The following is a 24,496-nucleotide window of genomic DNA, read 5'->3' on the forward strand; positions in this document are numbered from 1 at the left end:
TATCTGCCGCCCCGTTCCGGTCCGGAATCCCTACAGTCCCCGGAGAGCCGCCACGGCTGAGAGCGTTGCCGTCAGGAGGCTCGCGCCAGCGGCGCGTTCGGACAGCCTTCAGCGACCTCGGCAAGCTTGGCCTTCTCCGCGGCGTCCACGCTCAGCTCCCAGTGTCGCTTCACCGCCACCCACTCGGCGATGTACCGGCAGCGCACCTGCTCGATCGGCAACCACTCGGCCGGGTCCTTGTCTGCCTTCTGACGGTTGGACCGGGCGGTGACGGCGACCAGGTGCTCGGGCGCCGCCAGGTAGTTGGCGTACTCCTGGCGCTTGCCGGCGTCCCAGCCGGAGGCGCCGGAGTCCCATGCCTCTGCCAGCGGCACCAGGTGGTCGACGTCGAGCGCGGAGGCCGCCTCGACCACGACGTCGTCGTAGTAGCTGTACCAGGCGCCGCCGGTCAGGGCGCACTTCGGGCCGACCTCGGGGGCGTCGATCGCCTCGGCGATCAACACCTCGTAGCGGGCCGAGCAGCCGTCGGCGTCGTCGTCGACCCAGTGCTTGAACGACGTGCGCTTGTAGCCTTCCCGGCTCTCGGCGGCGACGGTCAGATCGGCGATGGCGGCCCGCAGCAGGGGCGGGGGCGCGGCCTGATGGATAGGACGCGCTTGGGCGTGGGCAGGACCGGGAGCAGTGAGCGGGACGGCCAGGACCGCGACAGCAAGGACTGCGAAGCGCAGGGGGAGACGCATAACCCTCCAGTTATACTACCTAACGCTATGGATTGATAACTGACAGTAGTTATCGCGGGTGGGGGCGTACTAGGGCGCGGCAGTAAGACCTCCGTGCCCGGCCTGGCCTCTTGGAAAGGCGGCCACCTCGCTAAAGCGGTACGCCGCACTCCACGCCCCGCCAAGGCACGAGACAGGTACTCGGCACGTTGCCTCGCGTCGCACCAGCCCGAGCGACGGCCTTAACCCAGGGCTCACATGGGTGAGGCGGCGAGCAGGGAGCCGGCCGACACCTGGAGTTGCCCGGACATCTGCTCCAGCACGACGTCATCGACGTACAGCTCGGTCCCGGCCGGAGGCGACCCGGCCATGCTGACGTACACCTCGGCCCGGCTGGCGCTCTCCGGCGCCTGGCCCTCGATCACGTACTGCTTCCACTCGCCGGCCGGGATCGGCTCCATCAGTTGCCCCTGCCCCACCTGTGAGCCGCTGTCGTCGTACCAGTAGATTGTCAGTCCGGCGCTCGACCAGCCTGCGGGCGAGTACAGCCAGGCCGTGTACCGGTAGGTGCTGCCGCTGAAGGTGTCGGACCGCCACAGCTCCGCCCACCCGTCCTCGCCCGACGCGGTAAGAAGCGCGGAGCCTCCCTCGCTGTGCGCTGGCGTCTCGGCGGCGTTGAGTTCGCCGCCGTTCGTGTTCCAGTCGTAGGGCCAACTCATGTCGTACGACCACCGCATGCGCTGGACGGTCGGTGCCAGGCTGAGCGTGCCCGCCTCGGTCACGTCCACCACCCCGTCCACGCGGAGCTGGATGACGGGAGCACCCCACATGATCCAGAACATCCACTGGTGCGTGAGCGGCCCGTACTCGGCCGTCGCGTACGTGTATGCCGTCTCGTTGTCGGGCGAGTAGATCACCGTCGTCGTGGCGTGCAGGAGACTCGTCGCAGGCCCGGCCAGGTCCATGCCCATCAGCACCCGGTTGGCCTCGTACGGCCGCACCACCAGGTAGGCACGGATCTCGTGCAGGCCGGGCTGTACGTCCAAGGACAGGGCGGGCGTCCCCGACTGGTCCGGTGGCACCAGCAGGTCGGTGTCGGCCCGGCTGGTACGCCACGGGGCGAGCCGGGCGGGCCGGCCGGCGGGGTTCATGCCGCGCAGCGTGCCGTCCTGTCCGGCGTACACGGCGAGGTGCCCTGCCGGGGGCGGGTCGGGGTCGGTGTCGAGCTGGGCCAGGTGCAGCGGGGAGAGGTGGCGGCTCATCCGACCGGCCTGGCGAAGACGACGACGCGGTATCCGTTCTGGGCGAGCGTCACGCCGGCCGAGATGGTCAGCGTGTTCGCGTTGGTGACGACCTTCTTGACGTCCACCTCTTCGCCGGTGGCCACGTCCCACACCTGGGCGACGATGGCCGTGCTGCCGAGGCCGTGGTTGACCGTCCACGTGTTGCCCGCGGTGGCGGGGCCGACAGCGTCGTAGCTCGCGAGCCCGTCGCCGCCGCCGGAGGTGAGCGGGAATGGCGAGAAGACGATCGCCGTGGTGCCGATCGTGATGGGCCCGTCCGTGGTGATCCACCACGCGGTGTCCGCGTGGGTGGTGCCCTCCTCCACGGTGACCCATAGGCCGGGGGTCACCTCGGTCCCGGCGTCCGCGTCTACGGCGCGGGCGAGCGGCTGCCCGGCCGAGGCGAACACGTAGATGCCGTTCTCGGCCTGCGCGGTCTGGTCCTTCAGCAGCAGCCGGTTCCCCGCGGCCAGCGTGACCCCGTCCAGCGTGGCCGGTGCCGAGGAGATCGAGACATTGCCGGTCGAGGCGACCCGCACCGACCCCTTGTAGTCGAGGTTCGAGACCGCCGAGGTGACGAGGGTCTTCACCTGGCCCCAGGAGGGGACGCCGGTGTCTGCGGTGGCGTCGCCGACGTTGAGTAGCTTGCCCTGCCCGAAGTCGTAGTCGCCGGCGAGCATCTTCTTCACGGCCATGCTGGGCTCCTTAGCTGAGGTGGGCTTGGCCGGCGGTCGCCGCGCCAAGGGTGACAATGACGGTCGCGATGTCCGGACAGGACACGTGTGCGTCGATCTCGTTGCCGTCGCCGTCCTCGACCGCCACGGCGGGGCGGCGGCCGAGTTCGTGCGGGATGGTCCACACGAGAGCGGGTTCGGTCTGCTCGTGGGTGTGAAAGCCGCCGCCGCCGGGTCCGGCCGGGCCGCGCTCCCCCTGCGGCCCTGGCGGGCCCTGCACGCCGGGCGTGCGGACCTGAACGACGGTCGGCCGGGGGTGGACATGAATGTGCGTGCGCTGCTCGGTGCTGGTGACGATCATCGGGGCGTGCAGGGCCATCAGGTGGTCACCCCCGGCTTGACCGTGACTGGCCCCTCGATGAGGCGGGTGTCGTCGCCGTCCGGGGAGGTGAGCAGCAGGTCGTAGACGGCGCGCTCCCACGTGAACGCGCGGGTGATGGTGGCGGGGATGCGCAGCTGCACGAGCCCGGCGGGGCCGTCGAGGGCGATTTCCCCGCCCTCGGCGGTGTCGAGGTGGTGGAGCAGGGTCGCGGATCCGGCGCACGGCCGGATGTCCATGCGGGCGGTGTAGCCGGTCAGGACGACGGTGCCTGAGTCGTCGGACAGGGCTAGCTCGTGCTCGAACGTGGCGCCCTGCTCGATCAGCAGGGCCAAGGTCGCGGCCGTCATGGGCCGGATGGTGCCAGCACGGCGCCCTAGCGTCCCCGCGGCGGCTGAAAGGGACTTCCCACGCGGAAAGTCCGATTCGAGCTTGTGTGCGCTCTCTGGCCCGGCTAGCGGGGGATGTGAGCCTCCGACTAGTCGCGCCGGAGGCTCAGCCCTCTTCTAGGCTGGTCGGTTCTCGCTCGGGCCGGCACCAGGGAAGGGAGGGAGCGGCCCCGCCAGATTCTCGCGTTCCCCTCCGACGAGGTCGATGATGGCGATCCAGTCGTGCGCGGCCCATTTCTCCAGTTCGTCGGCGAGGGCAGTGAGGTCGGTGGCGGCTATGCGCCGTACCCCGGCATCTGTCAGGAGGTCATCCCTTCTGTCGCCCTGTGGCTCGCCGCGTAGGGCCTTCGCGTACCTGCGCAGCAGTTCGATGTTGAAACCGATCCCGCTGCGGCTTGTGCGCGCCACGGGGATGAGGTTGTCGGGGTGCGCGGCGGCTTCGGCGTCGGCTTCCAGGCCGGACTGCCAGTGCTGGCGCCGCTTCGGCGCTTCGGGGCACAGGCCGTCAGCGACCTGGCGGTCCATGAGGAGCCAGGTCTTCGGCCGGTCGTCGCCGGGACGGGTCCAGTTGGCGAAGTCGACTTCCGAGACGATGTACCCCGCCACGTCGCGCGGCCCCGTGTCCAGCACACAGATAAGCGCTCTGTCGGGAGAAACCTCGTCGAGACCGCCGGGCGCGCTGGGTAAGACCTCGCTGCCCGGCAGGCTGATGAGGTGCTTCAGTTTGCCGGTGTCGCCCGGCAGATGCAGGTACAAAGTCATGGGCCCCTCCAGTGCTTGCAGCGCATCGTACGCTCGCTGCTCGCCCAGCCCCTGGCTTCCCACGCGGGAAGTCCAGTTAGGCCGCTTGCGTCCCCCTGGGCGACGTTAGCGGCCTTTTACGTCACCCTCCCCTGCGGCTCATCGGGGGGTGAGGACGGATGGCGGACGAGCTTGGCGGGGGGCTCGACGGCGGTCGGATCGACATCAAGGTCGTGGCCGACCTGTCGGCCGTTGACGAGGGCAAGCTTCAGCGGGAGATCGACCAGCGCACGAGAGCGGTCAAGGCCAAGCTTGCGGCCGAGATCGAGGCGCGGCAGGTCGCCACCGAGGCGAAGGCGGCGGCGCGGGCGGCCGAGCGTGAGGCCGAGGTACGAGTGAAGGCGACTGTGGACCGGTCGCAGCTTCGCCGAGACCTCGACGGGGTCGCCCGGTCCGATGTCCGGATCCGGTTCCAGGCCGAGGTTGACCGCTCCCAACTGCGGGCCGACGTCGACCAGGCGGCGCGGGCCGCAGCGACGGATGTCGAGGTCGGCGCGGACACCTCCCCCGCCCGGTCGGAGGGCGAGAAGTTCCGGCAGGAGACCGAGCGGCGCCCGGTCCGGATACCGGTCCAGTTCGACCAGTCCGCCACCCGTCAGGCGGGCGCGCTCGTCGCCACCCTGGGGAAGGTCGCGGCGGCCGGTTCGGGGCTGCTGCTCGCGACGGCCGGGGCGACGGCGCTCGCGTCCGGGCTCGGCGCGGTCGTCGCCGCCGGCGCTCAGGCGGTTGGCGTGCTCGGCGTGCTGCCCGGCCTGGTGACGACGGCCGCGCAGGGCCTCGCCACGCTGCTGGTCGGCTTCTCCGGGGTCGGTACGGCGCTGGGCGCGTTGTCGCAGGCGGACAAGCAGGCGGCGGCGTCGGGGGCGGCGTCGGCGCAGGCCCGCGAGGCGGCAGCCGAAAGGATCAAGAACGCCGAACGCAGCATCCGGGACGCGGCTCACGCCCGCATGCTGGCCAACGAGCGGGTCGGCGACGCCCGCGACGCCACGGTTGAGGCGGCCAAGGCGGTCGAGCAGGCCGAGGCCCGCGTCCGTGAGGCCGTTGATCGCGTAGCCGAGGCACGTCAGAGGGTGAGCGACGCGGTCGCCGCGGCGGCCGACCGGCAGGAGCAGGCGGCTCGCCGCGTCGAGATGAGCGAGCGCCGCGTGGCCGAGGCTTCACGCGCCACCGCGCGGGCCACGAACGACCTGAACGAGGCCAGGCGGCAGGCCAAGGAACGCCTTGAGGATCTTGCGCTGGCCGAGCGTGGCGGGGCGCTCGATGAGGAGTCCGCGAAGATCGCGATCGAGCGGGCCAAGGAACGCCTGGAGAAGGTCACCAAGGATCCGTTCGCGTCTGACCTGGACAAACGCGAGGCCGATCTTGCTTACCGTCAGGCGCTGCTCCGGCTCGACGAGGTCAAGGAGAGGAATGGGGACCTCGCCGAGGAGAAGGCCGAGGCCGACGCCCGCGGGGTCGAGGGCTCCAAGGAGGTCGAGGCGGCCAAGGAACGCCTCGCCGCCTCAATCCAGGCCGAAAAGGATGCAGAGTACGAACTCGGCCAGGCGCGCAAGGATGCGGCGAAATCGGCCGTGGACAGCGCTCGCGCCATCGCTGACGCCCAGCGCGGCGTCGCCTCGGCGATCGATGGCGTGAAGGAAGCCCAGGACGGCGTCAAGGCGGCCCAGAAAGCCCAGGTCAGGGCGGCTCGCGATCTTCGCGAAGCCTTGTGGGACCAGATGTTGGCCGTCGAACGGCTGAAGGACGCCGAGGCCGAGCTCGCGAAGGCCCGCAAGGCGGCCAAGACCGCAGGCCAGACCGGCGGCGGTGGGGTGGATCCGGCGGCGCAGGCGCTCGCCGAGTTGTCTCCGCTCATGCGTGATCTTGTCCTGTTCATCCACCGCGAGGTCCGGCCCGTCCTGAAGGACCTCAAGTGGGACGTGCAGGACGCGCTCGCGCCGCCCCTGAAGAAGGCCGTCAAGCAGGGGATGCCTCTGCTGACGACCATCCGCAAGGGGCTGGTCGCGACCGCCGAGGAGATCGGCAAGGTGATCTCTGACCCCAAGGAGGGGCTCGGCGCCCTCTTCGGCGACAAGGGGTTCAACCAGGACGTCACGGCGGTCATGGCGTCGAACGCGCGGGCGACCGGCACCTTCGGGCGGGCCGGGGTCAAGGCGCTGTCCGGGATCCGCAACATCATCGTCGTCGCGCTCCCGTACGTCGAGCGGTTCGCCGACCTCATCCTCGACGGGGCCGAACGGTTCGACTCGTGGTCCAAGCGGGTCCGCGATGACGGGTCGCTGGCGCGGTACTTCGGCGAGGCGTGGGAGACCGCCTCCAAGCTGTGGCGGATCGTCAAGAACGTCGGCGGCGCCATCGCCGGCCTGTTCCGGCCTGGCCAGGAGGCTGGCGGGACGATGCTGGAGGACCTCGCCAAGTCGGCCGAGGAGTTCCACCGGTGGATCGACCAGCCGGAGACGCAGGAGCGGCTGAAGCGCTTCTTTGACCAGCTCATTCCGCTGATGCGCGAGGCGGGCGGGCTGATCAAGGACGTCGCCACCTTCCTGGGCCGGATCACTGAGGCGGTGGTCGATGACGGCACGCTGACGGACTTCCTGGCGTTCCTGCGCGGCGTCGTCCAGTGGCTCACCAAGATCAGCGACATCCCGTTCGTGGGCGACATCCTCGGCTGGATCTTCGTGCTCGGCCTGGTCAGCGTCGTCATCGGCGGCTTGATCAAGAAGCTGTCGATGCTGTCGAAGGGAATCAAGCTGCTCGGCAAGGCGGGCAAGGGCCTGTCCAAGCTGACCGGCCTGTCCAAGCTGCTCGGCGGCAGCGACGACGATGACGACGGCGGCAAGAAGGGGAAGAAGGGCGGCGGCCCCGACGTCGACGTGGACCTCGGCGGCGACGGCGGGAAGAAGACGAAGGACGCGGCCAAGAACGCCGACCAGCTCGCCGACGCCTACGACGGCGTGGGCCGGTCCGCCGACGAGGCCGGGAAGAAGACGCGCAGCCTCGGCAGCGACGTCGATGCCACCGGCAAGAAGGCGGACAGCGGGGCGAAGAAGACCGGCGTCCTGTCCAAGGCGCTGGACGGGCTGAAGACGTCGGTCGGGAAGGTCGGCGTCGGGCTCGGCGGCCTGGCCGGCGTGCTCGGCCTGGACAAGCTCGGCGACGTCGGCACGAAGCTCAAGACCGCGCTGTCCAAGGTGGACGTGGCCGGGTCACTGAAGAAGGTCAACCCGACCAGCTTGATCGCGAAGCCGACCGGGCAGATCAACACGTCGTCGTGGTTCTCCAAGCTGAACCCGAAGAACCTGATCAGCGCGGTCGGGGAAAAGATCAACCCGTCCGGGTGGGTGTCCAAGCTGAACCCGAAAGGGCTGGTCGGGGACATCGGCGACAAGAAGCTCGACCCCGGCGGCTGGATGCAGAAGGTCCGCCCCGACTCGGTGTTCGACACGAAGAAGAAGATCGATGCGTCGTCGTGGTTCACCAAGCTCAACCCGGCGGCCCTGTTCGACACCTCTGCCGGGGCCGGCAAGAAGACCGGCGGGACGACCGGCACGCCCACCCCGGCCACGACGGGCAAGACGGGCAAGGCGGGCACCGCCGCGAAGGTCGGGGTCGGCGCGGCGAGCGTTGGCCTCGCCGTGGCGTCGATGTTCGGCGGCGATTGGATTAACGATGTCGTGGCCAAGGCTGAGGAGCATCTCGGTAAGACCGGCGCGGGCGCGGCGAAGGGCGCGATCGACGGCGGGTTGATCGGGTCGGTCGTCGGGCCGATCGGGTCGCTGCTGGGCGCCGTTTATGGCGCGATCAACGGCACCGTGAAGGGTGCGGGCGGCAACACCACGGCGGCCGCGCTTGGGTCGCTCGTGTCCGGGCCGATGGGCCTGGCCGCCGGGCTGGTCCCTTCCCCGGAGGAGCTGGTCAAGAAGCTCGCGCCCGCGATCATGACGGTCAAGAAGAACTGGGCCGACATGTGGACGTCACTGACCGGCCAGTCGAACACATATTCGGCCGCCCTCAACACTAAGATCGGCGCCTTCACCACGGGGACGAGCGCCAAATTCGTGACCCTCAAGCAGACCGCGCCGCAGCATGTGAAAGACGCCTGGGCGGCCATCCAGGCGGACATCAACGCAGGTCTGCCGCCCAGCCAGGCCAAGATCGACGCCTTCGTGCAGGCCGGCGGGGCGAAGTTCCTGGACCTGAAGAAGGATGCGCCGGTCGCCGTCCACGGCATGCTCGCCGACATCCAGAACCACGCGGCCGCGAGTCTGCCGATCACCCAGCAGAAGTTCGCGTCCTTCGTCCAGACCGGGAACGCCAAGTTCCTGGAGCTCAAGGCCGGGGCGCCCAAGGCACTGCAAGACGCGTGGCGATCCATCCAGTCGGACGCGGCCGCAGGTCTGCCGCCGAGCAAGGCCAAGATCGACGCCTTCATCAAGGACGGCGGCTTGGCCTTCCTCAAGCTGCAGAAGGACGCGCCCGCGTCGGCCAGGGCCACCTGGAAGGGCGTAACCGACAGCACGACATCAGGGCTTAAACCGGCTGAAACGGGCGTGTCCGGCTTCATCGACCGGGTGAAGAAGTTCTTCGGCGACGCCAAGGGGTCGATCAGCACGGCGTGGTCCGGCGTGGCCGAGGGCATCCGCCGGCCGATCAAGTCCGTGATCGACACGGTTTACACGAACGGCATCGCGAAACTCTGGAACAGCGTGGCGGGCAAGCTGAAGCTGCCCACGCTGCCCGCTTTGTCGTTCGCGCTCGGCGGTGTCGTCCCGGGCGGCGGGTACGGGGTGCTGCCCGGCTACTCCCCCGGCCGGGACACGATGCTCGCCGCCGTCAGCCCCGGTGAGGCGTGGCTGCGCCCGGAAGCGGCCCGCTGGCTCGGCACAGGGTGGATCAACGCCGTCAACACCGCCGCCCGGCAGGGCCGCCTGCAGCGGTTCGCGTCCGGCGGCGTCGTCGGCACCACGGCGGCAGACCTGTACGCGGCGTCGCGGTCGGCGCCGCGAGCCCGCCAGGTCGCCCAGGGCACGGCCGGGGTCGGCGGGTCGGCGACGGTGAACGTCTACCCGCAGCCCGGCCAGGACGAGGTTCAGATCGGCAACCAGGCGGCGCGGCGGCTCGGCGCGCTGGTCCGGTAGACGGGGGGCACAGGTATGGGTCGTCTATGGCAGAGCTACAGCCTCGCTGAGGGGAACACGTTCTATTCGGTGTCGTTCCCGCAGACGCCGAAAGCGGGGAACCGGCTGATCGTCGTGACGGTGTCGCTGTTCGGTGTGGACGACCCAGGCGAGGAGTCGGCGACACACACGCCGTACGCGAAGGTCGCGGAGAACTTCGGCTACGCCCAGGTCGCAGTGTGGTCCAAGATCGCCAACGGCACCGAGGCGTACGCCGGCGTGTTCGACCTCTCCGGCGACAACGCGGTCATCATGTACGCGGAGGAACGCGACGACTGCCCCGACCTGCTGTACGCGACGGACGGCTACAGTTCGACCGGTTCCGTCACCTGCACGGCCGTCACGGTGCCCGCCGCGCAGGGGTACGTGATCGCCGCCGAGGGCCGCATCACGCCCGGCAGCCCCGGCTCCTCCTGGTCGCCATCCGGGTTGACCGCCGCCGCGTCGGCGGGCGGGTACTCCACCACCGTCGTCCGGGGGCAGGTGTACGCCGGCGGGCTGCCGGCCGCCGGCCGCGTCACCTACCGGGCCAGCTCGACGGGCGGCTCCTACAACACCGGCATCGCGTTGGCCGCGTTCGGCCGGATCGACCCGAACCCGCCCACGATGCCGCCCGGCCTGCACGCCACCGACGTCACCGACACCACGGCGTCGATCGCGTGGAGCCCGGCCAGCGACGACGTCGGCGTCACCGCGTACGGCCTGTACCGGAACGGCTCCAAGGTCGGCGCCGACCAGACCGGCCGCACCTACACCTTCACCGGCTTGACCAAGGGCACCACGTACGAGCTGGGCGTGGACGCCCGGGACGCGGCCGGCAACCGATCGCAGCGCTCCACTATCAGCGTGCTCGCTGTGACCGACCTCGCGCCGCCCACCGCTCCGGAGAACCTGCGGCTGCTCGACCTCGCGCACACCGCCGCCACCCTGGTGTGGGACGGCTCCACCGACGATGTGGGCCTGGCCGGGTACGGCCTGTACCTCGACGGCAGCAAGATCGGCGACGACCAGACCGAGCTGTCCCACCTGTTCGAGGGGCTCGGCCGGGGCCGCACCTACACGGCCGGGGTGGACGCGGTGGACACCAGCGGCAACCGCTCCCCCATCTCCACCATCGGCTTCACCACGCTCGCCGACACGCTGCCCGGCGCTCCTCCCGGCGTGACCGCGACGCCGGGCGTGGAGTCGGTGACGCTGGCCTGGCAGCCCGCCACCGACGACCTCGGCATCGCCCGCTACGAGGTGCTGCTGGACGGGGCGGTCACCGGCGCGACGGCGGCGCTCGGCTACGTGGTGGAGGGCCTGAACCCGGGCAGCACCTACCTGATCGGGGTGCGCGCGGTTGATGACGGCGGCGGCCGTGGCCCCATCGTGGAACGGCAGGTGTCGACGCTGGCGGCGGACTGGGCGCCGAACGCGACGCCGGTCTACCGGCTGGAGGGGTGGACGGGTAACGCGCGCGACGCGTACGGCGTCGATTGGGTGGTGGAGGAAGAGGAGGGGTGGGCGTCCACGGCCGAGGTGGCGCCGCTGGATGCCGAATCGGACTCGGGTGACGGCGGGTTCTCCGGGCCGGGGAGCTTCGGGCCTCGCCGGATCACTCTCGCGGGGAAGGCGGTCGCCCGTTCGCGGGTGGGCATGCTGGGCGCGCAGGACCGGATCAAGGCGGCGCTGACGCCGCGGCAGCTCGGCACGCTGCGCGTGCAGGAGGGCGACCTGACAAGGCAGGTTCAGGTCAGGTTGAACGGCGGGATCGACATCACCGACGAGGGCTCGACCGCGTTCTCGTGGGTGCTGCCGCTGCTCGCGCCGAACCCTCGCCGCACGGCCGTCCGCCCCATCTACGACGAAGTGCAGATCGAGACGCTGCCGGGGTCGGCGTCGGTCAGCGTCCACATGGCGGGCGACTACCGGTGGATCCCGGCGCAGATCCGCGTGTGGGGGCCCATCAGGGACTTCACCATCGCCCACCGGGAGAGCGGGCTGGTGATCCGGACGAAGCCGGGCACGCAGTTGCTCGCGGATTCCCGCTACAGCCTGGACATCGACCTGGCCACGCGGGTGGTGCTCGCGTACGTGCCGCCCGACGTGCACCCGGAGCCGCGCCCCGGCCGTGGCCTGCTCGGCTCCTTCCCTGCCCGGTTCGCGCTGCAGAACGGCCCGAACACGCTCGTCCTGGCCGGGGATCCGGTGCCGGGGGAGGCGGGGATGCCGCGCATGGTGGTCCAGGCGTGGGACTCGTGGCGGTGACCAGCGCCAGAGCGACGTAAGCGGCCTTGATCGGCATACTCCCCGCCGAACCAAGCATTCGGGGGGATAAATGGCCAAGTACACCGCGTCCGCCGACGACGTCGCGTCCGGCACCGCGCAGAAGACCATCCTTCAGATCACCAACCCGATCGCCAACCCCGGTAGTCACCGGATCGCCGTCTACGGCTACCGGATCTCCTACCGGGGCACCAACAGCGCCGCGCAGCCCGTCCGGTCCCTGGTGGCCCGCCAGACCACGGCGGGCGGCGGCGGCGCGTCCGTGCCCGTCGCCGTGCCCGTCGTGAAGCTGGACCCGGCGACCCCGGACTCGACCATCACCGCCGTTAAGGGTCCGGCCGCCGCCTGGACCACGGAGCCGACCCTGGGCGACATCGTGATCGGGCAGCGGATTCACCCGCAGGCCGGCGTCAGCGAGTTCATCCCGTTCGGTGACGAGGTGATCGTCGCGCCCGGCGGCTGGCTCGCGGTCGTCGTCATCGCGGCGGCTGCGGTGGATGTGACTGCGCAGCTGTACTGGCGCGAGGGCCACTGACCGATGGCTGAGCTTGTCGAGGACTTCAACGACACCGCGTACGTCGTCACGTTCGGCGGCAACTGGGCCCGCTCCACCACGTCGCCGCAGTCCGGTGCGGGCTGTTTCAAGTCCCCCACCACCAACGACAACGGCACGTCCGACTGCACGGTGACTGTCCCGCCCGGGGGAAGCGCGGTCCGCTTCTGGTACCGGGTGTCGTCGGAGTCCGGCTACGACTGGTTCCGGTTCCTCATCGCCGGCACGGAGAAGACCGAGGTCGCCGCTTCTGGGGCGGGTTCGTGGACGCAGTCGCCCGAGTTCGCGGTGACACCCGGCCAGGTGCTGACGTTCCGCTATGTCAAGGACGGCAGCCAGGCCGCGGGCGATGACGCCGCGTACATCGACAATTTGACGTTCACCATCGACGTGCTGCCGCCGCAGCCGGTCTCCAACTGGCAGGCCGCGGTGACCCGGGCGTCCCGCTTCTAACCCCCTCCAACCCCTCACCCCCTCCCCGGCCTTCGCTCTCGGAATGGTGAGGTGACCTGCCCATGGCTCGATACGGCCGCGGCTACCCGGTTCCGGCCAGGCGCGTGGCGCCTCCGGTCTCGACGCTGCCGCCGGGGCCGCTCAGCGTCCGAGCGACGTCGCTGGGCCCGAACTCGGTGACGGTCGAGTGGACCCCGCCCGAGGTGGGCGCGCTCGGGTACGGCGTCTATCTCGACGGCTCCAAGGTGGGCGACGACCAGACCGGCACCACCTACACGTTCACCGACCTGGTCGAGGGGCGGACGTACCTGATTGAGGTGGACGCGGCCGCCGCCGATGGCCGCTCCGACCGGCTGCAGCTCCAGGTGACGACGCCGGACGTCACCCCGCCCACCGTTCCGGCCGGGCTGGAGATGACGGCCAGGACCAGGACCACGCTGACCGTGGCCTGGCAGCCGGCGAGCGACAACGTCAGCGTGGCCGGGTACGGGGTGTGGCTGGACGGCGAACCACACGGCGGCGACCAGACGGCCACCACGGTCACGTTCACCAGTCTGGTCGCGGATCACGCCTACCTGGTGGAGGTGGACGCGGCCGACCCGACCGGCAACCGGTCGGCGCGGGCAGTCCTTGAAGTCCGTACCGCGCCGGACGCGCCGCCCTCGACGCCGCCGAACCTGCGCGCCACTGACGTCGACTACACCGCGTTCTCGGTGGCGTGGGATGAGGCCGCCGACGAGGACCCGGTCACCGGCTATGACGTCTTCCTCAACGGCGACAAGGTGGCCAGTAATCGGGCCGAGCGGACCATGTCGTTCGAGGGCCTGGTGGAGAACACCGACTACGCGGTGGGCGTGTGGGCGATCGACGCGATCGGGCAGCGCTCGCGCGAGCCGGCCGAGCTGGTGGTGCGGACGCTCGATGACACCCCGCCCACGCCGCCGGAGTTGACGGTGGAGGCGGCCGAGGAGTCGATCACCGTCGCGTGGACGCAGTCGAGCGACGACTTCGGGGTGGTCGGCTACCGGATCGACCTCGACGGGCAGGGCGTGCATTCGACGCCCGGCATGGATTACACGGTGGATGGGCCGGTCACGCGGCGGCACACGATCACCGGGCTGACGGCCGGTGTCGGTTACGGGGTGCGGGTGGTCGCGCTCGACGCGCTCGGCCAGGAGTCGGCCGACAACGCCGTGCGGGTGGGCACGACGCCGGTCCCGTACTCGGCGATCGAGTCGCCCGTCTACCGGGTGGGCTCGTGGGCGGGCAACGTCCGGGATGCGTGGGGCGTGGACTGGGTGGTGGAGTCCGCTCAGGGCTGGTCCTCGACGCCGGATGTGCGGCCGCGCTCGTCCCCGCTTGGCGGCGTCGATGGGGCGTGGGCGGGCGCCGGCCAGTACGCGTCCCGGGTGGTGACCTTGTCCGGGGTGGCGGTCGCGCCGTCGCGGGGAGCGATGCGGGAGGCCAAGCAGCGGTTCCTCGCGATGCTGGAGCCGCGGGAGATCGGCGTGCTCAGGGTCGAGGACGCCCTGCACACGCTGCAGGCGCGGGTGCGGTTGAGCGACATGCCGCCGCCGCAGGATGCCGGGTCGATGGCGTTCCGGTGGTCGTTCACCGTAAAGTCGGGCGATCCGCGCCGCTACGCGGTGGCGCCCGTGTCGGCGACGGCGGTCGTGGGGGCGCTGCCGGGCGAGGCGTCGCTGACGCTGACGATGGCGGGCACGTACCCGCAGATCCCGGCCCGCATGAGGCTGTACGGGCCGATCAAGGACTGGACGATCACGCACCAGGAGTCGGGCACGGTGATGCGGGCCATGACGGGCTCCAGCCTGCCCTCGAACCCGCAGTACAGCCTGTCGTTCGACCTGGCCACCAGGCAGGTGTGGGCGTACGTGCCGCCGGAGATCTACCCGGATCCTCGACCCGGGCGCAGCGCCGTGGCGCACCTGCCGGCGTGGTTCATGCTGCTGCCCGGCGTCAACACGCTCACGTTGGCCGGTCAGCCGGTCGAGGGCGTCCAGGGCACTCCACGGCTGGTGGTGGAGGCATTTGACGCCTGGGTGTGACCCTGCCGGAGCTGAGGCGACGCTAACCCCCCGATTCGGGATGATCCGCCGCGCATCTACCCACATCGGCCATCGGGGGGCGGCGGTATGGGATTGGTTCGGATGGCACTGCCGTACAGCACGCAGTCGCCATCGACTTCACACACCTACTCGTTCGGCAGCGTCGGCTACGGCAACCGCATCGTCTTGTTCGTTTCCAGCTACGCCGGCGTGAACTCGATCTCCGGCAGCTACGAGGAGCACGAGTGGACGCGGCACACCTTTCCGATCCGCCTGCTCAGCAAGATCAGCTTCGGAAGCGACTCGTCCGTCACCGTCAATGTCAGCGACTCGACGGACCGGATCGCCATCTGGATGTTCGAGCTGTCCAACGCGGACCACTACTACGGCTCCAGCACCGGGCTCACATCGGGGTCGGCCTACCACAGCGTGTCGGACCTGCCGGACGGGTGCGTGTCGCTCGTCGGCGCGGCCGCCTACGTGCTGGGCAACGACACGTCGGTGCATTCGTGGCCGTCCGGCTACAGCCACAAGGGTTACGTGACCCGGGACTGGAACGACGGCGCGATCAAACGCGTCTTCTCGACCACGGCCGTTGACGAATTCGTGTCCGATGCGGTGTCATGGTCGCACAAGTTGATCACCGGCCTGCCGTCCGACACGCCGAACTATGCGTGGGCGGCCGCGACTTTCGGCCCGGACCCGGACGAGACGCCGCCCTCGGCGCCAGGGAACCTGCGCCTGACCGGCATGACCCCGTCCAGCGTGACGGTGGCGTGGGACGCCTCCAGCGACGACAGCTCCGGGGTGGCGGGCTACACGACGTACCTGAACGGCATCGCGCGCGGCAACACCTCCTCGCGGACGGCCACGTTCTCCGGGCTGACGCCCGGCGTGTCGGTGACGATCCAGGTGGACGCCTACGACTACGAGGGCAACCGGTCGGAGAAGTCCGAACTGGTCGTCACGCCGATCAACGACACCACGCCGCCGGTCCCGCCCGTCATCAAGGTGACCGACCTGGGGGCGGGCCGGATCACGATCGGGTGGGACACCCCGTTCGATCAGTCCGCGGTGGTGTCGTACGGCGTCTACCTCAACGGCGCGAAGAAGGCCGAGCAGGCCGGCCGCACCTACACCTTCAGCGGGCTGACGGCCGGCGCGGTCTACACGGTGGCGGTGGACGCGCTCGACCTGCTGGGCAACCGGTCGGCGAAGGGGACGCGGACAGTGAAGGCGCAGGCCGACACCACGCCGCCGACGCTGCCGGGCGCGGTCAACGTGGTCGCCACGTCCAAGACGGCGATCACGCTCACGTGGAACGCGAGCACCGACGACAACGTCGGCGTCACCGGGTATGGCGCCTACCTGGGCGGCCTGCGCGTGGCCGAGGTGCCGTCCAGGGTCTACACCTTCACCGGGCTCACGCCGGGCGTCACTTACTCGGTCGGCGTCGACGCGACGGACGAGCTCGGCAACCGATCCGCCCGGACGATGCTTCAGGCCACCACCCTTCAGGACCTGTCCGGGGCGGCGCCGCCGTACGAGTACGTCCTGTACGACTGGGACTCGCACCTGCCGCTCGACTCGCTGCCGCTCCAGAACGTCTCCTTCGAGATCACGCTCGGCGGCACCGGCACCCTCGCGGCGGACATCCCGCTGTACGACGCCGCGTACACAATCGGGCGGATCGCCGCGGCGACAAGGCCTGAACGGACCATGATCCTCGTCTACCGGGGCGAACAGCTCGTGTGGGGCGGCAGAGTCGTGGACCCGCAGGACTACGACAGCGAATCCGGCGTGCTGAAGATCAGCGCCGAGGAATGCATCGCTATCTACGGCCACCGGTACGTGGCGTTCACCGGCCCCCGCACGGGGACGATGGCCGACACCGAGATGACGTGGCTGCTCGAACACGCGTCGGCCGAGGCCGACCGGCGGTGGCTCACCTACGAGGGCGTGCAGGGCACCGGCGCCCCCGTCGATCGGGAGTACCGCAGCGAGGACTTCTCGACCATCCTCGACAAGGCCGGCGAGGTGGCCGCCGCGCCGGGCGGATTCGACTGGTGGGTGAAGCCGGGATGGGACGCGGTCAACGACCGGCCCCGGTTCATCTTGCGCCGCATCAACCGCGACGAGCCGCCGGACACCGGCTTGACCCTCGAGTTCCCCGGTTCGGTCAGGAGGTTCCGAAGGTCTACGCGGCGCGGGCTCGCCACGAAGACGTGGGGGCAACTGCGCATCCCGGACGGCGGGGTGCTCCTGTCGAGCGTCACCCGCACGGACCTGCTCGCGGAGGGGTGGCCGCTCATCGAGGAGGCGCACACGTTCGACGGGCTGACGAGCCAGGCCGCGCTGGACGCGGAGACGAAGCGCGCGTCGGACGCCGCCGGCGGCGCCAAGCAGCTCTTTGAATTCGACCTTGCGATCACGCCGGACGTGAGGTGGTGGCAGTGGGAGCTGGGCGGCATGGCGCGCGTGGTGGTGACCGACCACCTGTATCCGGCGCTGCCGGATGGCTCGCCGGGCTTGGACCGGCCTATGAAGATCGTCAGCCTGAAGGTCCAGCCGGACAGCGATGAGGGCGAGCTAGTGACCGTGATGACCGGCGAACACACCGTCGCCGCGGACTGAGGAGAAGGCATGGCGAAGATCGGGGCGGGAGACCTGCAGCAGGCCGACCTCGTACGCATGATCTCGGACCTGCGCGCCCGGGTGAAGGCGCTGGAGTTGCAGGCCAGCGTGCGCACCATCCCGTTCGTGGCGGTGGCCACCAGCGTCACGTCGACCACGCTGACGCGGGTCGCCTGGACAACGTTCCCTCGGTCGGGGAGCGCGGTGACGGCGGACGTGTCGCTCACCCTGTCGGGGGCGTCGTCGGCCGAGGTGCAGTTGCGCGCGGACGGGGCGCAGATCGGCTCCCGGACGGTGACGGCGTCGGGCACGGTGACCGTGAGCGGGTTCCTGCCGGAGCAGTGGGCGTTCGGCGCGCGGAAGATGGTGGACGTGCAGGTGAAGGTCAACACCGGTTCGGCGGCCGTCGCCGTGGTGGCCGGCTCGCACCGGTAGCGGGTGGGCGCGACGCTGGGCTTCCCCCGCGGGAAGTTCAGCGTCGACGCCTGCGGGTGGGGCCTCGGTTGGGGGTTTCGTCGCGGCCGTGGACGTCGCGGCGGGCGCGGTGGGGCTGCTCGTGGGTCTCCTGCGCGTATTCGACGGCGTCGGCGATCATCTTCTCGACGTCGCGGTTGGCGTGCTTGTCGATGGCCATGCGGGCGATGACGCCGCCCGGGATGCGGGGCGGCTGCGCGGGCAAGCCGCTGGCGGCCAGCCGCATCGCGAACGCCATGGCGCGTTGCTTCTCCTGGTCGGCGCCGGGGAACTCCTGCCGCACCTCCTCGCGCAGGGCGTCGACGAACTCGCGGACGGCCGGCTCGGTGGCCTTGCGCAGGCGTTCCCATTCGATGGCCACGGGTTCGGGCAGGTAGAAGCTGACCTTCTTGTGCACGGGCGAATCCGGTCGGGCGCCGAACCGGCCGATGTCGATCTGGGCTTGGCGGGAGGCGTGCGCGTAGCGGGCGACGGCGAGCGGTTCGGGCGGCCGTTTCATGAACCGGATGACGGCGGTGGCGATGACATCGGACAGGGAGCAGGGCGGCCGGTCGTCCAGGTTGAAGAACGTGCGCAGCGGGCCGCCCTTGTGCTGGATGCCGGGCAGGGGTCGATCCTCGTCCAGCCGGTCCCGCCACCGGTTGACGGCGTCGGCCTGGGTGCCGGTGAGCTGACCGGTCGTGTAGTGGATGAGGACCGGTTTCGTCTCTTCGTCCGGTGTTTGATCAGGACTTTCCACGCGGGAAGCACATCGTGCAACGCCTCGTAGCGCAAGCGGAACCGCCGAATTGTGGCTAGCCTAAGATCGAAGTCGGCCGTTGGCCGAGTTTCTGGGGTTTTCTGGATGTGTGAGTGCGCGACGTGCCCGCCTGCTGCGGACGTTGATCTGGATCACGCCCGTCCTGATCGTCACCGTCGTTGCGACGGCGACGCTTGGCCTCCTCCTGGCCTCCCCTACATCGGTGCCATCGTGGTTGAGCCCGGTGCTGGATACCTTGCCGGACAACCTGACTGCGGTCCTGCTGGCGGTTCTTGGGTGCGCGGTTGCCCTGACAGGGGCTGTGCGGTGGGTTCTCGCGCAGCTTCGGCGTGCAAAGCTTCTGCGGGTACTGGCCCTCACTCCGGACGAGCTTGACCAGCTCACGCCCAAGGAGCGCCTCGATGCCCTCCACGCCAGCCACGGGGCAGTCGTGCAACGGATCACTGCATGGGGTGTCGTTTTCGGGCTGGTGTTCACCGCCGGCGGCCTCATCTACACCGCCCGGACATTGGAGACGGCACAGCAGGGCCAGATTACAGACCGGTACACCAAAGCGGTTGAGCAACTCGGCTCCAAGTCGCTAGATGTCCGGGTGGGCGCGATTTACGCGCTTGAGCGCCTTGCGGCGGATTCCCCTCGCGACCGTCAGACGATTGTTGACGTGCTCGCGGCCTTTGTCCGCGAACATGACCCGAAGCCGGAGGCCAAGTGGCCTAAAACCGGGCCACTGCCGCCCACAACGGATATCGCGGCGGCACTCACTGTACTCGCTCGTAATCCCCCCAATTTAGATGAAGTATCCCTTGGAAGGATTTGGCTGAATCTGGCCCAGGTGCGCACTCCCCTGGCCCAACTCCAGAAAGCTGACCTGTGGTGGGCCGACCTGCATGGGGCTGACCTGCGCAAAGCCAACCTCGCTGAGGCCATCCTGCCCTTCGCCAACCTGCGCGGGGCCGACCTGCGCGGGACCGACCTGCGCGAGGCCAGCCTGCATGGGGCCGACCTGCGCGGGGCCGACCTGCGCCGAGCCGACCTGCGTGAGGCCGCCCTGGACACGGCCGACCTGCGCGGGGCCGATCTGCGCGAGGCCGTGGGACTGACCGATCGAGGATGGCTAGTGAATCACGCCACAGTGGACTCAACCACCAAGTTCTGACCAGTTTCCTCGGCGACGCAAGCCCGGTTTGTCCCTATCGTGCCGCCCCGACGTGACGGGCCTGACGGTAGTGGGGGTGCGGGATGGCCGACGAGCAGAACGAGCAGGCTTGGGTGGCGGGGCAGGTGGCCGAGGTTCGGCGGATCGCCGAGGTGGGCTTCACCGACGTGCGCGGCCAGTTGGCGCTCATCCTGCAGCGGACTGAGCACGGCGAGCGGCGGCACGCCGAGCTGGCCGACACGGTGGCCGAGAACCACCGGGCGGTGTCGGAGCGGCTGGACGAGCACGCGAAGGCGATCCAGGCGGCGGCTGAGGAGCGGGCGGCCGAGCGGTCGCGGGTGCAGACGATGGCGGACAACGCGAAGCGGTTCTCGACGTGGGTGCCGATCGCTGTGTCGCTCGTGTTCGGCGTGCTCGGCATCGTGCTCAAGACGTGGGCCTGACCGCGTTCGCGGCCGTACGGCCGCGAACGCATGGCGGGGCGCGGGGCCGGAAGCCTGACTTCATCGCCGTCCCCGCCTTCGTGGTTGGGGACGTCCGTCAGGCGGATTGTCGAGCAGGATGTTGAGGACGTTTACAGCTGTTTCCCGGCGCGGTTCCTCGTCTGCCCGGAGCGCTGTCCAAACGGCTTGGGCAACGAGGATGCCGTGAAAGGCTCCGTACAGGAGCGCAACGCATGCCGGTATGGCCACCAGAACGACGGCGACCATGGGTTGTCCAGATAGGACCGCGGCTGTAGCTGTCCCCGCTCCGGTTCCCGTCAGGCCATATGGCCGTAGACCACCATGGCTCGGGGTCTACGCATACAGATCCCTTCCCTTTCCCTGTCCTCAGCAGCTCCGTCGCACGCTCCCGTGCGGCGGTTCGGACGCTCGATGGCGCCCCAAAGGGGCACCATTGCCCCTTTTGTGGGTTACGACCCGCGGTAGCAGCAGGCGGATACGGCCGGCGGACAGTGCCGGGCCGTGGACCGGCGGCTCTCGCATCCAGGTCGGTCCCATGTAGTGACTACATGGTAGGTCGGCACATCCGGGCGCGTGGTTCATAACCAGAGAGCAGCCCGAAGCGACACTAACCGCCTACTCGTGCACCATCCGCAATCGGACAGTCCAGACCCCTTTGCGAAGGAGCCACGATCATGGTTCATCGTCTTCCGGGCATCTCTGACGCGCTTCTGCGCGGTGCTCGCTCCCTTCTGCAGAACGTGCTCTCCGTGGCGGTCGTGGCCGGCGGCGGCGCGATCTTCACGGCTGGCGACGCCGTCGACGCGGGTACCCTCGGCGTGGTCGGCGGTCAGGCCGCGCTCGCCGCGGTGTTCGCCTGGCTCTACAACCAGTGGAAGCCCGCGGGTGCTCCGGGCGTCGGCGAGGTGCCGCTGCGCGCGAACCGCTCCCTGTGGCAGAACGTGCTGTCGGGCGCGATCGTCGCCGGCGGCGCGGCCGCGGCTGGTGTCGCTTCGGGCGATCTGAAGACCATCCTCTTCGCGGTCGCTCAGGCGGGCGGAGCTGCGGTGATCTCCGCTCTCTACAACGTGGTGCGGCCGGTGAAGGCGGAGGACGTCAAGCTCGCGGGAATGTAACCCCGCCCGGGGCCGCTTATGATGTGCGGCAGACGTTGCGGTCCTTTCCTGGGGCGGACGTCGTGCGCGCCCGCCGGACAGGGGTACCGCCTTCAGCTCTTTCGGGGGCTGACTGCCCGCCGGAGTCCGGGCGCGCACACTGATCTTGAACGCGAGAGGGCCCTCTCCCCGTGGCTGTGGGGAGAGGGCCCTCTCGCGTGCCCCGGGGAGGGGTCGCGGTCACAGGCGGGCGGACACTGGGTGCGTGGGGGCGGGGGCGGCTTCGCGCGAGTCGAGATGCCGCGCCATCCACTGATCGAGGTGGTGGGCGGCGGTGGCTGGGTCTCCAGGGCACGAGTCGTGGATCTCGGCGGGGCAGGTGGGGCGGAGTTCTTCCCATAACCCTTGGGGGTCGCCGGCCAGGTGGGTCTTGTTGAGGTTGCCGTACTGGCGGACGAAGGTGAATGCGTCCATGCCGAATTCGTCGGCCAGGTCCTCGTCTGGGGCGCCGCGCATCATGTCGGTCATGAGGCAGCGGGCGACCACCTTGTTCACGGTCTTGAGCGCGTCGAGCGCTTCCCGGGTTAAGTCGCCGGGTATGCGGCGGTCGTCGTCCACGGTGGAGACGAGGTTGAGCAGCCGGTTGATGGTGTGGGCGGCCGCGTTCGAGACGCCGAGGCGGGCGACCTGGTCTCCGGTCATGTCCGCTGTTGTGAAGCGGAGTTCAAATCCGTTGGGGGGCTGAGACATGGGGAAGGTCTCCTGTGCTTCGGCGTTGGGTGTCGCGTCAGCGTGCTGCGGTGGCGCTGCGCAGTAGGCGTGATGTTCTGGGTGAAGCGTAGAGATCTTAAGGCCGGTTGGTAACCCCCTCGCGTGTTTGGCGTGGTCAGGCATGCGCCTGCTGAGTGATCGTTCAGGAGTTGCGAGACTGTAGGGGTGAGTGTATTGACCGGTTTCGCGTTGGGCTATAGTGTAATCACGTAATAAATGACCCTTATGTTTCGAGTGGTTAAGAGTGGAGCGGTCTAGTGTGCGCCGCGCCTCCCCGACGCGGCTCGACTCACGGCAGCGGCGGCGGGAGCGGTCCCAACGCCCTGGCGTAGCCCCAGGAAACGGAGTCACCTTGCTCAGCACCACCATGAAGCTGGCCCGGAAGCCTCGCCGTCGCGGCTTCCTGCGGCGGCAGATCCGGCAGCTCCTCAAGCCGATCGCCCCCGAGCGCGTCATGCGCGACGGCAAGGGCCATTCGCACATCACCCAGCAGGACAACCTCGCCCACCTCAACCGGGTGTTCGGGTTCGGCAACTGGGACACCGACCTTCTCCGGCTCGACCTCGTGTTCGAGCAGGAGCGCAGCGACAAGCCGGGCCGGTGGGACGTCTGCTACCGGGCCGTTGTCCGGCTGACGATCAAGGACCCGGACGGCAACGTGATGTGCCACTACGAGAACGGCACCGCCGAGACGGCGCAGAACCAGACGCGCGGCGACGCGCACGAACTGGCGATGAAGTCGGCGATCTCGGTCGCCACCAAGCGGGCGTCCATCCCGCTCGGCGACCAGTTCGGCCTGTCGCTCTACAACAAGGGCCAGACTGACGCGCTGGTGGGCGGGACGCTGGCCTGGCCGGACCCGACGCCGGAGGAGATCGCCGCCCAGCAGGCCGCGCAGGCGGACAGCGCCAGCACCTCCCCCGAGGAGCCGGAGGACATCCAGGCGAACGTGCCTCAGCAGGTGTCCCTCGGCCACGACGAGACCGACCGGCCGCTCAATGCCGATACCGGCCCGTCGCTGCTGTCGAGGATCATCGTCGCCATCAGCGGCGCGACCTCGCTCGACCAGATGACCGCGATCGGCAACCAGATCGACGCCGAGATCGCGGCGGGCCACATCAGCAAGGCGGACGAGCAGGCGATCGGCGCGGTGTTCATGCCGAAGCGGGAAATCTTGCTCGCCGCGCGCGACATCGCCCACCGGGCCGAGCAGGCGGCGCAGGCCGACGAGCCCATGAAGGCGGGCGTATGAGCACCAACGACGTCCAGGCGGCGGGCGCCACGCCCGCCGCCCCGGCGGCCCCGTCCGGCCGCGCCATCGCCACCGAACTGGCCATGGCCCGCTACCTGGAGAAGCGCAAGGTCGGAAAGGTCATCACCGACCGCATCAACACCCTGAAGACCACCGCCGACGACGGGATGCCGCTGCTCCCGCCGGGCGGCACGGAGATCGCCCATATCGCCGGTCGGCAGTTCGCGACCGTCACTCAGCCGAAGGTCGGCTACCAGGTGAAGGTCACCGACCCCGCCAAGTACCAGGAGTGGGTGGAGGCGAACGCGCCCACCGAGGTCGCCCGCACCATCACCATCGACGTGTCGGCGAAGGAGGCCGACCGGGTGATGGCCGCCCTCGATGAGCTGCTCGGCCCCGGCCGCGCCCAGCTCACGGTGGAGGTCCGGCCCGCGTTCCACACGCTGATCACCGAGGCGGCCAAGAACGGCGTGACCGCCAACCCGCTCACCGGCGAGTGCGTGGACATCCCGGGCGTGAGGGTCATACCGACCAACCCATCCCCCACGGTGACGTTCACCAAGGACGCCGACCAGGTGATCGAGGACGCCTACCGGGCGGGTCTGCTCACCGGCACCCGCCTTGCGTCGATCCTCGCCCTCCCGCCCGCTGAGGGCGGCGAGTGATGGCCAGCCGGATCAAGCGGGCCCTCATCTTCCCCGAGTGGCACACCCGGGCCGCCTGCCGTGGCGTGCCCGGCTGGGTGTTCGTCAACGACACCGAGCCGCTTCGCGGCGGCCGCCCCCGCCCCGCGTACGACGAGGCCAAGGCCAAGGCGTTCTGCCGCCGGTGCCCGGTCCGTGAGCGGTGCCTGGACGAGGCCATCGCCATGGGCGAGCGGAACACCGTCCGGGGCGGGCTCAACCCCGACGAGCTGCGCGACGAGGCCCGCGCCCGCCAGGGCCTGGCCACCGCCGCCGCCTAACAGGCCGGCGACACGCCCGGGATGCACAAACCACCCGGGCGTGACCGGCCAAAACACGCCTTAGATCTTCGCCGTTGGACGTAAGTCTCGCGACCTGTTTGGGTCCGCGAGCCCGGCAACCCACGCCGGCCCATCGGTCCCCCGCCGAGAGAAAGACCTCTGCAG

General features: G+C 69.8%; 21 protein-coding genes. 13 read left to right on the top strand and 8 right to left on the bottom strand.

The genetic code is table 11. From position 1 onward, the window contains the following. Nucleotides 1-71: 71 nt before the first annotated feature. The 6 genes from AC27IY_RS41335 to AC27IY_RS41360 form a co-directional block, all read right to left on the bottom strand. Nucleotides 72-740 (bottom strand): HNH endonuclease family protein, encoded by a 669-nt coding sequence (locus AC27IY_RS41335; RefSeq protein WP_487181326.1) that lies wholly within the window; start codon nt 738-740, stop codon nt 72-74. 233 nt (nt 741-973) lie between these two features. Beyond that, nucleotides 974-1,981: a carbohydrate binding domain-containing protein gene (locus tag AC27IY_RS41340; protein WP_487181327.1), complete on the bottom strand. Its 1,008-nt coding sequence runs from the start codon at nt 1,979-1,981 to the stop codon at nt 974-976. Continuing rightward, the gene (locus AC27IY_RS41345) at nt 1,978-2,697 is read right to left on the bottom strand and encodes a hypothetical protein (RefSeq protein WP_487181328.1); all 720 of its coding nucleotides are present in this window, start codon (nt 2,695-2,697) and stop codon (nt 1,978-1,980) included. Before AC27IY_RS41345 ends, AC27IY_RS41340 begins: the two co-directional genes overlap by 4 nt. Before the next feature lie 10 nt (nt 2,698-2,707). Then, nucleotides 2,708-3,055 carry a hypothetical protein gene (locus tag AC27IY_RS41350; protein WP_487181329.1) on the bottom strand — a complete coding sequence of 116 codons (348 nt, stop codon included), beginning with the start codon at nt 3,053-3,055 and terminating at the stop codon, nt 2,708-2,710. Next, nucleotides 3,055-3,405 carry a hypothetical protein gene (locus AC27IY_RS41355; RefSeq protein ID WP_487181330.1) on the bottom strand — a complete coding sequence of 117 codons (351 nt, stop codon included), beginning with the start codon at nt 3,403-3,405 and terminating at the stop codon, nt 3,055-3,057. The genes AC27IY_RS41350 and AC27IY_RS41355 overlap by 1 nt, the downstream gene beginning before the upstream one ends. Nucleotides 3,406-3,561: 156 nt before the next feature. Further along, entirely contained in the window at nt 3,562-4,206 is a 645-nt protein-coding gene (locus AC27IY_RS41360) for a hypothetical protein (RefSeq protein WP_487181331.1), read from the bottom strand. Between the two features lie 158 nt (nt 4,207-4,364). Between AC27IY_RS41360 and AC27IY_RS41365 the strand changes: the two genes are divergently transcribed. The 7 genes from AC27IY_RS41365 (at nt 4,365) to AC27IY_RS41395 (ending at nt 17,831) form a co-directional block, all read left to right on the top strand. Continuing rightward, nucleotides 4,365-9,383 (top strand): coiled-coil domain-containing protein, encoded by a 5,019-nt coding sequence (locus AC27IY_RS41365; RefSeq protein WP_487181332.1) that lies wholly within the window; start codon nt 4,365-4,367, stop codon nt 9,381-9,383. A gap of 69 nt (nt 9,384-9,452) precedes the next feature. Then, the gene (locus tag AC27IY_RS41370; protein WP_487181333.1) at nt 9,453-11,672 is read left to right on the top strand and encodes a fibronectin type III domain-containing protein; all 2,220 of its coding nucleotides are present in this window, start codon (nt 9,453-9,455) and stop codon (nt 11,670-11,672) included. Nucleotides 11,673-11,742: 70 nt separating this feature from the next. Beyond that, complete coding sequence (locus AC27IY_RS41375) at nt 11,743-12,225, top strand: hypothetical protein (protein ID WP_487181334.1); 483 nt, start codon at nt 11,743-11,745, stop codon at nt 12,223-12,225. A 3-nt stretch (nt 12,226-12,228) separates the two neighbouring features. Continuing rightward, complete coding sequence (locus AC27IY_RS41380) at nt 12,229-12,696, top strand: hypothetical protein (protein ID WP_487181335.1); 468 nt, start codon at nt 12,229-12,231, stop codon at nt 12,694-12,696. A 62-nt stretch (nt 12,697-12,758) separates the two neighbouring features. After that, nucleotides 12,759-14,762, top strand: coding sequence for a fibronectin type III domain-containing protein (locus AC27IY_RS41385; protein ID WP_487181336.1), 2,004 nt, complete (start codon nt 12,759-12,761; stop codon nt 14,760-14,762). Between the two features lie 102 nt (nt 14,763-14,864). Beyond that, nucleotides 14,865-17,396, top strand: coding sequence for a fibronectin type III domain-containing protein (locus AC27IY_RS41390; RefSeq protein WP_487181337.1), 2,532 nt, complete (start codon nt 14,865-14,867; stop codon nt 17,394-17,396). Nucleotides 17,397-17,405: 9 nt separating this feature from the next. Further along, entirely contained in the window at nt 17,406-17,831 is a 426-nt protein-coding gene (locus AC27IY_RS41395; protein ID WP_487181338.1) for a hypothetical protein, read from the top strand. Between the two features lie 37 nt (nt 17,832-17,868). Here the strand turns inward: AC27IY_RS41395 and AC27IY_RS41400 are convergent, their stop codons facing one another. Continuing rightward, a complete protein-coding gene (locus AC27IY_RS41400) occupies nt 17,869-18,609 on the bottom strand; it encodes a hypothetical protein (RefSeq protein WP_487181339.1) in 741 nt (246 codons plus the stop codon). Between the two features lie 142 nt (nt 18,610-18,751). Between AC27IY_RS41400 and AC27IY_RS41405 the strand changes: the two genes are divergently transcribed. From AC27IY_RS41405 to AC27IY_RS41415, 3 genes are all read left to right on the top strand, one after another. After that, the gene (locus AC27IY_RS41405; protein WP_487181340.1) at nt 18,752-19,786 is read left to right on the top strand and encodes a pentapeptide repeat-containing protein; all 1,035 of its coding nucleotides are present in this window, start codon (nt 18,752-18,754) and stop codon (nt 19,784-19,786) included. Between the two features lie 83 nt (nt 19,787-19,869). Further along, nucleotides 19,870-20,229, top strand: a complete 360-nt coding sequence (locus AC27IY_RS41410; protein ID WP_487181342.1) for a hypothetical protein — start codon at nt 19,870-19,872, stop codon at nt 20,227-20,229. A gap of 695 nt (nt 20,230-20,924) precedes the next feature. Beyond that, nucleotides 20,925-21,365, top strand: coding sequence for a hypothetical protein (locus tag AC27IY_RS41415; RefSeq protein WP_487181343.1), 441 nt, complete (start codon nt 20,925-20,927; stop codon nt 21,363-21,365). Between the two features lie 219 nt (nt 21,366-21,584). Here AC27IY_RS41415 and AC27IY_RS41420 read toward each other — a convergent pair whose 3' ends face one another. Next, nucleotides 21,585-22,046 carry a hypothetical protein gene (locus AC27IY_RS41420; protein WP_487181345.1) on the bottom strand — a complete coding sequence of 154 codons (462 nt, stop codon included), beginning with the start codon at nt 22,044-22,046 and terminating at the stop codon, nt 21,585-21,587. A 421-nt stretch (nt 22,047-22,467) separates the two neighbouring features. Between AC27IY_RS41420 and AC27IY_RS41425 the strand changes: the two genes are divergently transcribed. Genes AC27IY_RS41425 through AC27IY_RS41435 form a run of 3 tightly spaced genes read left to right on the top strand, consistent with a single transcriptional unit; the run spans nt 22,468 to nt 24,331 of the window. After that, nucleotides 22,468-23,367, top strand: a complete 900-nt coding sequence (locus AC27IY_RS41425) for a Rad52/Rad22 family DNA repair protein (RefSeq protein WP_487181346.1) — start codon at nt 22,468-22,470, stop codon at nt 23,365-23,367. Then, nucleotides 23,364-24,032: a hypothetical protein gene (locus tag AC27IY_RS41430; protein WP_487181347.1), complete on the top strand. Its 669-nt coding sequence runs from the start codon at nt 23,364-23,366 to the stop codon at nt 24,030-24,032. Before AC27IY_RS41425 ends, AC27IY_RS41430 begins: the two co-directional genes overlap by 4 nt. Then, complete coding sequence (locus AC27IY_RS41435; RefSeq protein WP_487181348.1) at nt 24,032-24,331, top strand: WhiB family transcriptional regulator; 300 nt, start codon at nt 24,032-24,034, stop codon at nt 24,329-24,331. The genes AC27IY_RS41430 and AC27IY_RS41435 overlap by 1 nt, the downstream gene beginning before the upstream one ends. Nucleotides 24,332-24,496 lie beyond the last annotated feature (165 nt).

The organism is Nonomuraea sp. B208, assembly GCF_057536035.1.

What these genes read in the sequence shown, in the direction of transcription:
- AC27IY_RS41355 (WP_487181330.1), bottom strand. Translation starts at nt 3,405, where the DNA reads ATGACGGCCGCGACCTTGGCCCTGCTGATCGAGCAGGGCGCCACGTTC.
- AC27IY_RS41345 (WP_487181328.1), bottom strand. Translation starts at nt 2,697, where the DNA reads ATGGCCGTGAAGAAGATGCTCGCCGGCGACTACGACTTCGGGCAGGGC.
- AC27IY_RS41340 (WP_487181327.1), bottom strand. Translation starts at nt 1,981, where the DNA reads ATGAGCCGCCACCTCTCCCCGCTGCACCTGGCCCAGCTCGACACCGAC.
- AC27IY_RS41365 (WP_487181332.1), top strand. Translation starts at nt 4,365, where the DNA reads ATGGCGGACGAGCTTGGCGGGGGGCTCGACGGCGGTCGGATCGACATC.
- AC27IY_RS41420 (WP_487181345.1), bottom strand. Translation starts at nt 22,046, where the DNA reads ATGACCGGAGACCAGGTCGCCCGCCTCGGCGTCTCGAACGCGGCCGCC.
- AC27IY_RS41430 (WP_487181347.1), top strand. Translation starts at nt 23,364, where the DNA reads ATGAGCACCAACGACGTCCAGGCGGCGGGCGCCACGCCCGCCGCCCCG.
- AC27IY_RS41335 (WP_487181326.1), bottom strand. Translation starts at nt 740, where the DNA reads ATGCGTCTCCCCCTGCGCTTCGCAGTCCTTGCTGTCGCGGTCCTGGCC.
- AC27IY_RS41385 (WP_487181336.1), top strand. Translation starts at nt 12,759, where the DNA reads ATGGCTCGATACGGCCGCGGCTACCCGGTTCCGGCCAGGCGCGTGGCG.
- AC27IY_RS41360 (WP_487181331.1), bottom strand. Translation starts at nt 4,206, where the DNA reads ATGACTTTGTACCTGCATCTGCCGGGCGACACCGGCAAACTGAAGCAC.
- AC27IY_RS41350 (WP_487181329.1), bottom strand. Translation starts at nt 3,055, where the DNA reads ATGGCCCTGCACGCCCCGATGATCGTCACCAGCACCGAGCAGCGCACG.
- AC27IY_RS41435 (WP_487181348.1), top strand. Translation starts at nt 24,032, where the DNA reads ATGGCCAGCCGGATCAAGCGGGCCCTCATCTTCCCCGAGTGGCACACC.
- AC27IY_RS41395 (WP_487181338.1), top strand. Translation starts at nt 17,406, where the DNA reads ATGGCGAAGATCGGGGCGGGAGACCTGCAGCAGGCCGACCTCGTACGC.
- AC27IY_RS41380 (WP_487181335.1), top strand. Translation starts at nt 12,229, where the DNA reads ATGGCTGAGCTTGTCGAGGACTTCAACGACACCGCGTACGTCGTCACG.
- AC27IY_RS41375 (WP_487181334.1), top strand. Translation starts at nt 11,743, where the DNA reads ATGGCCAAGTACACCGCGTCCGCCGACGACGTCGCGTCCGGCACCGCG.
- AC27IY_RS41410 (WP_487181342.1), top strand. Translation starts at nt 19,870, where the DNA reads ATGGCCGACGAGCAGAACGAGCAGGCTTGGGTGGCGGGGCAGGTGGCC.
- AC27IY_RS41390 (WP_487181337.1), top strand. Translation starts at nt 14,865, where the DNA reads ATGGCACTGCCGTACAGCACGCAGTCGCCATCGACTTCACACACCTAC.
- AC27IY_RS41415 (WP_487181343.1), top strand. Translation starts at nt 20,925, where the DNA reads ATGGTTCATCGTCTTCCGGGCATCTCTGACGCGCTTCTGCGCGGTGCT.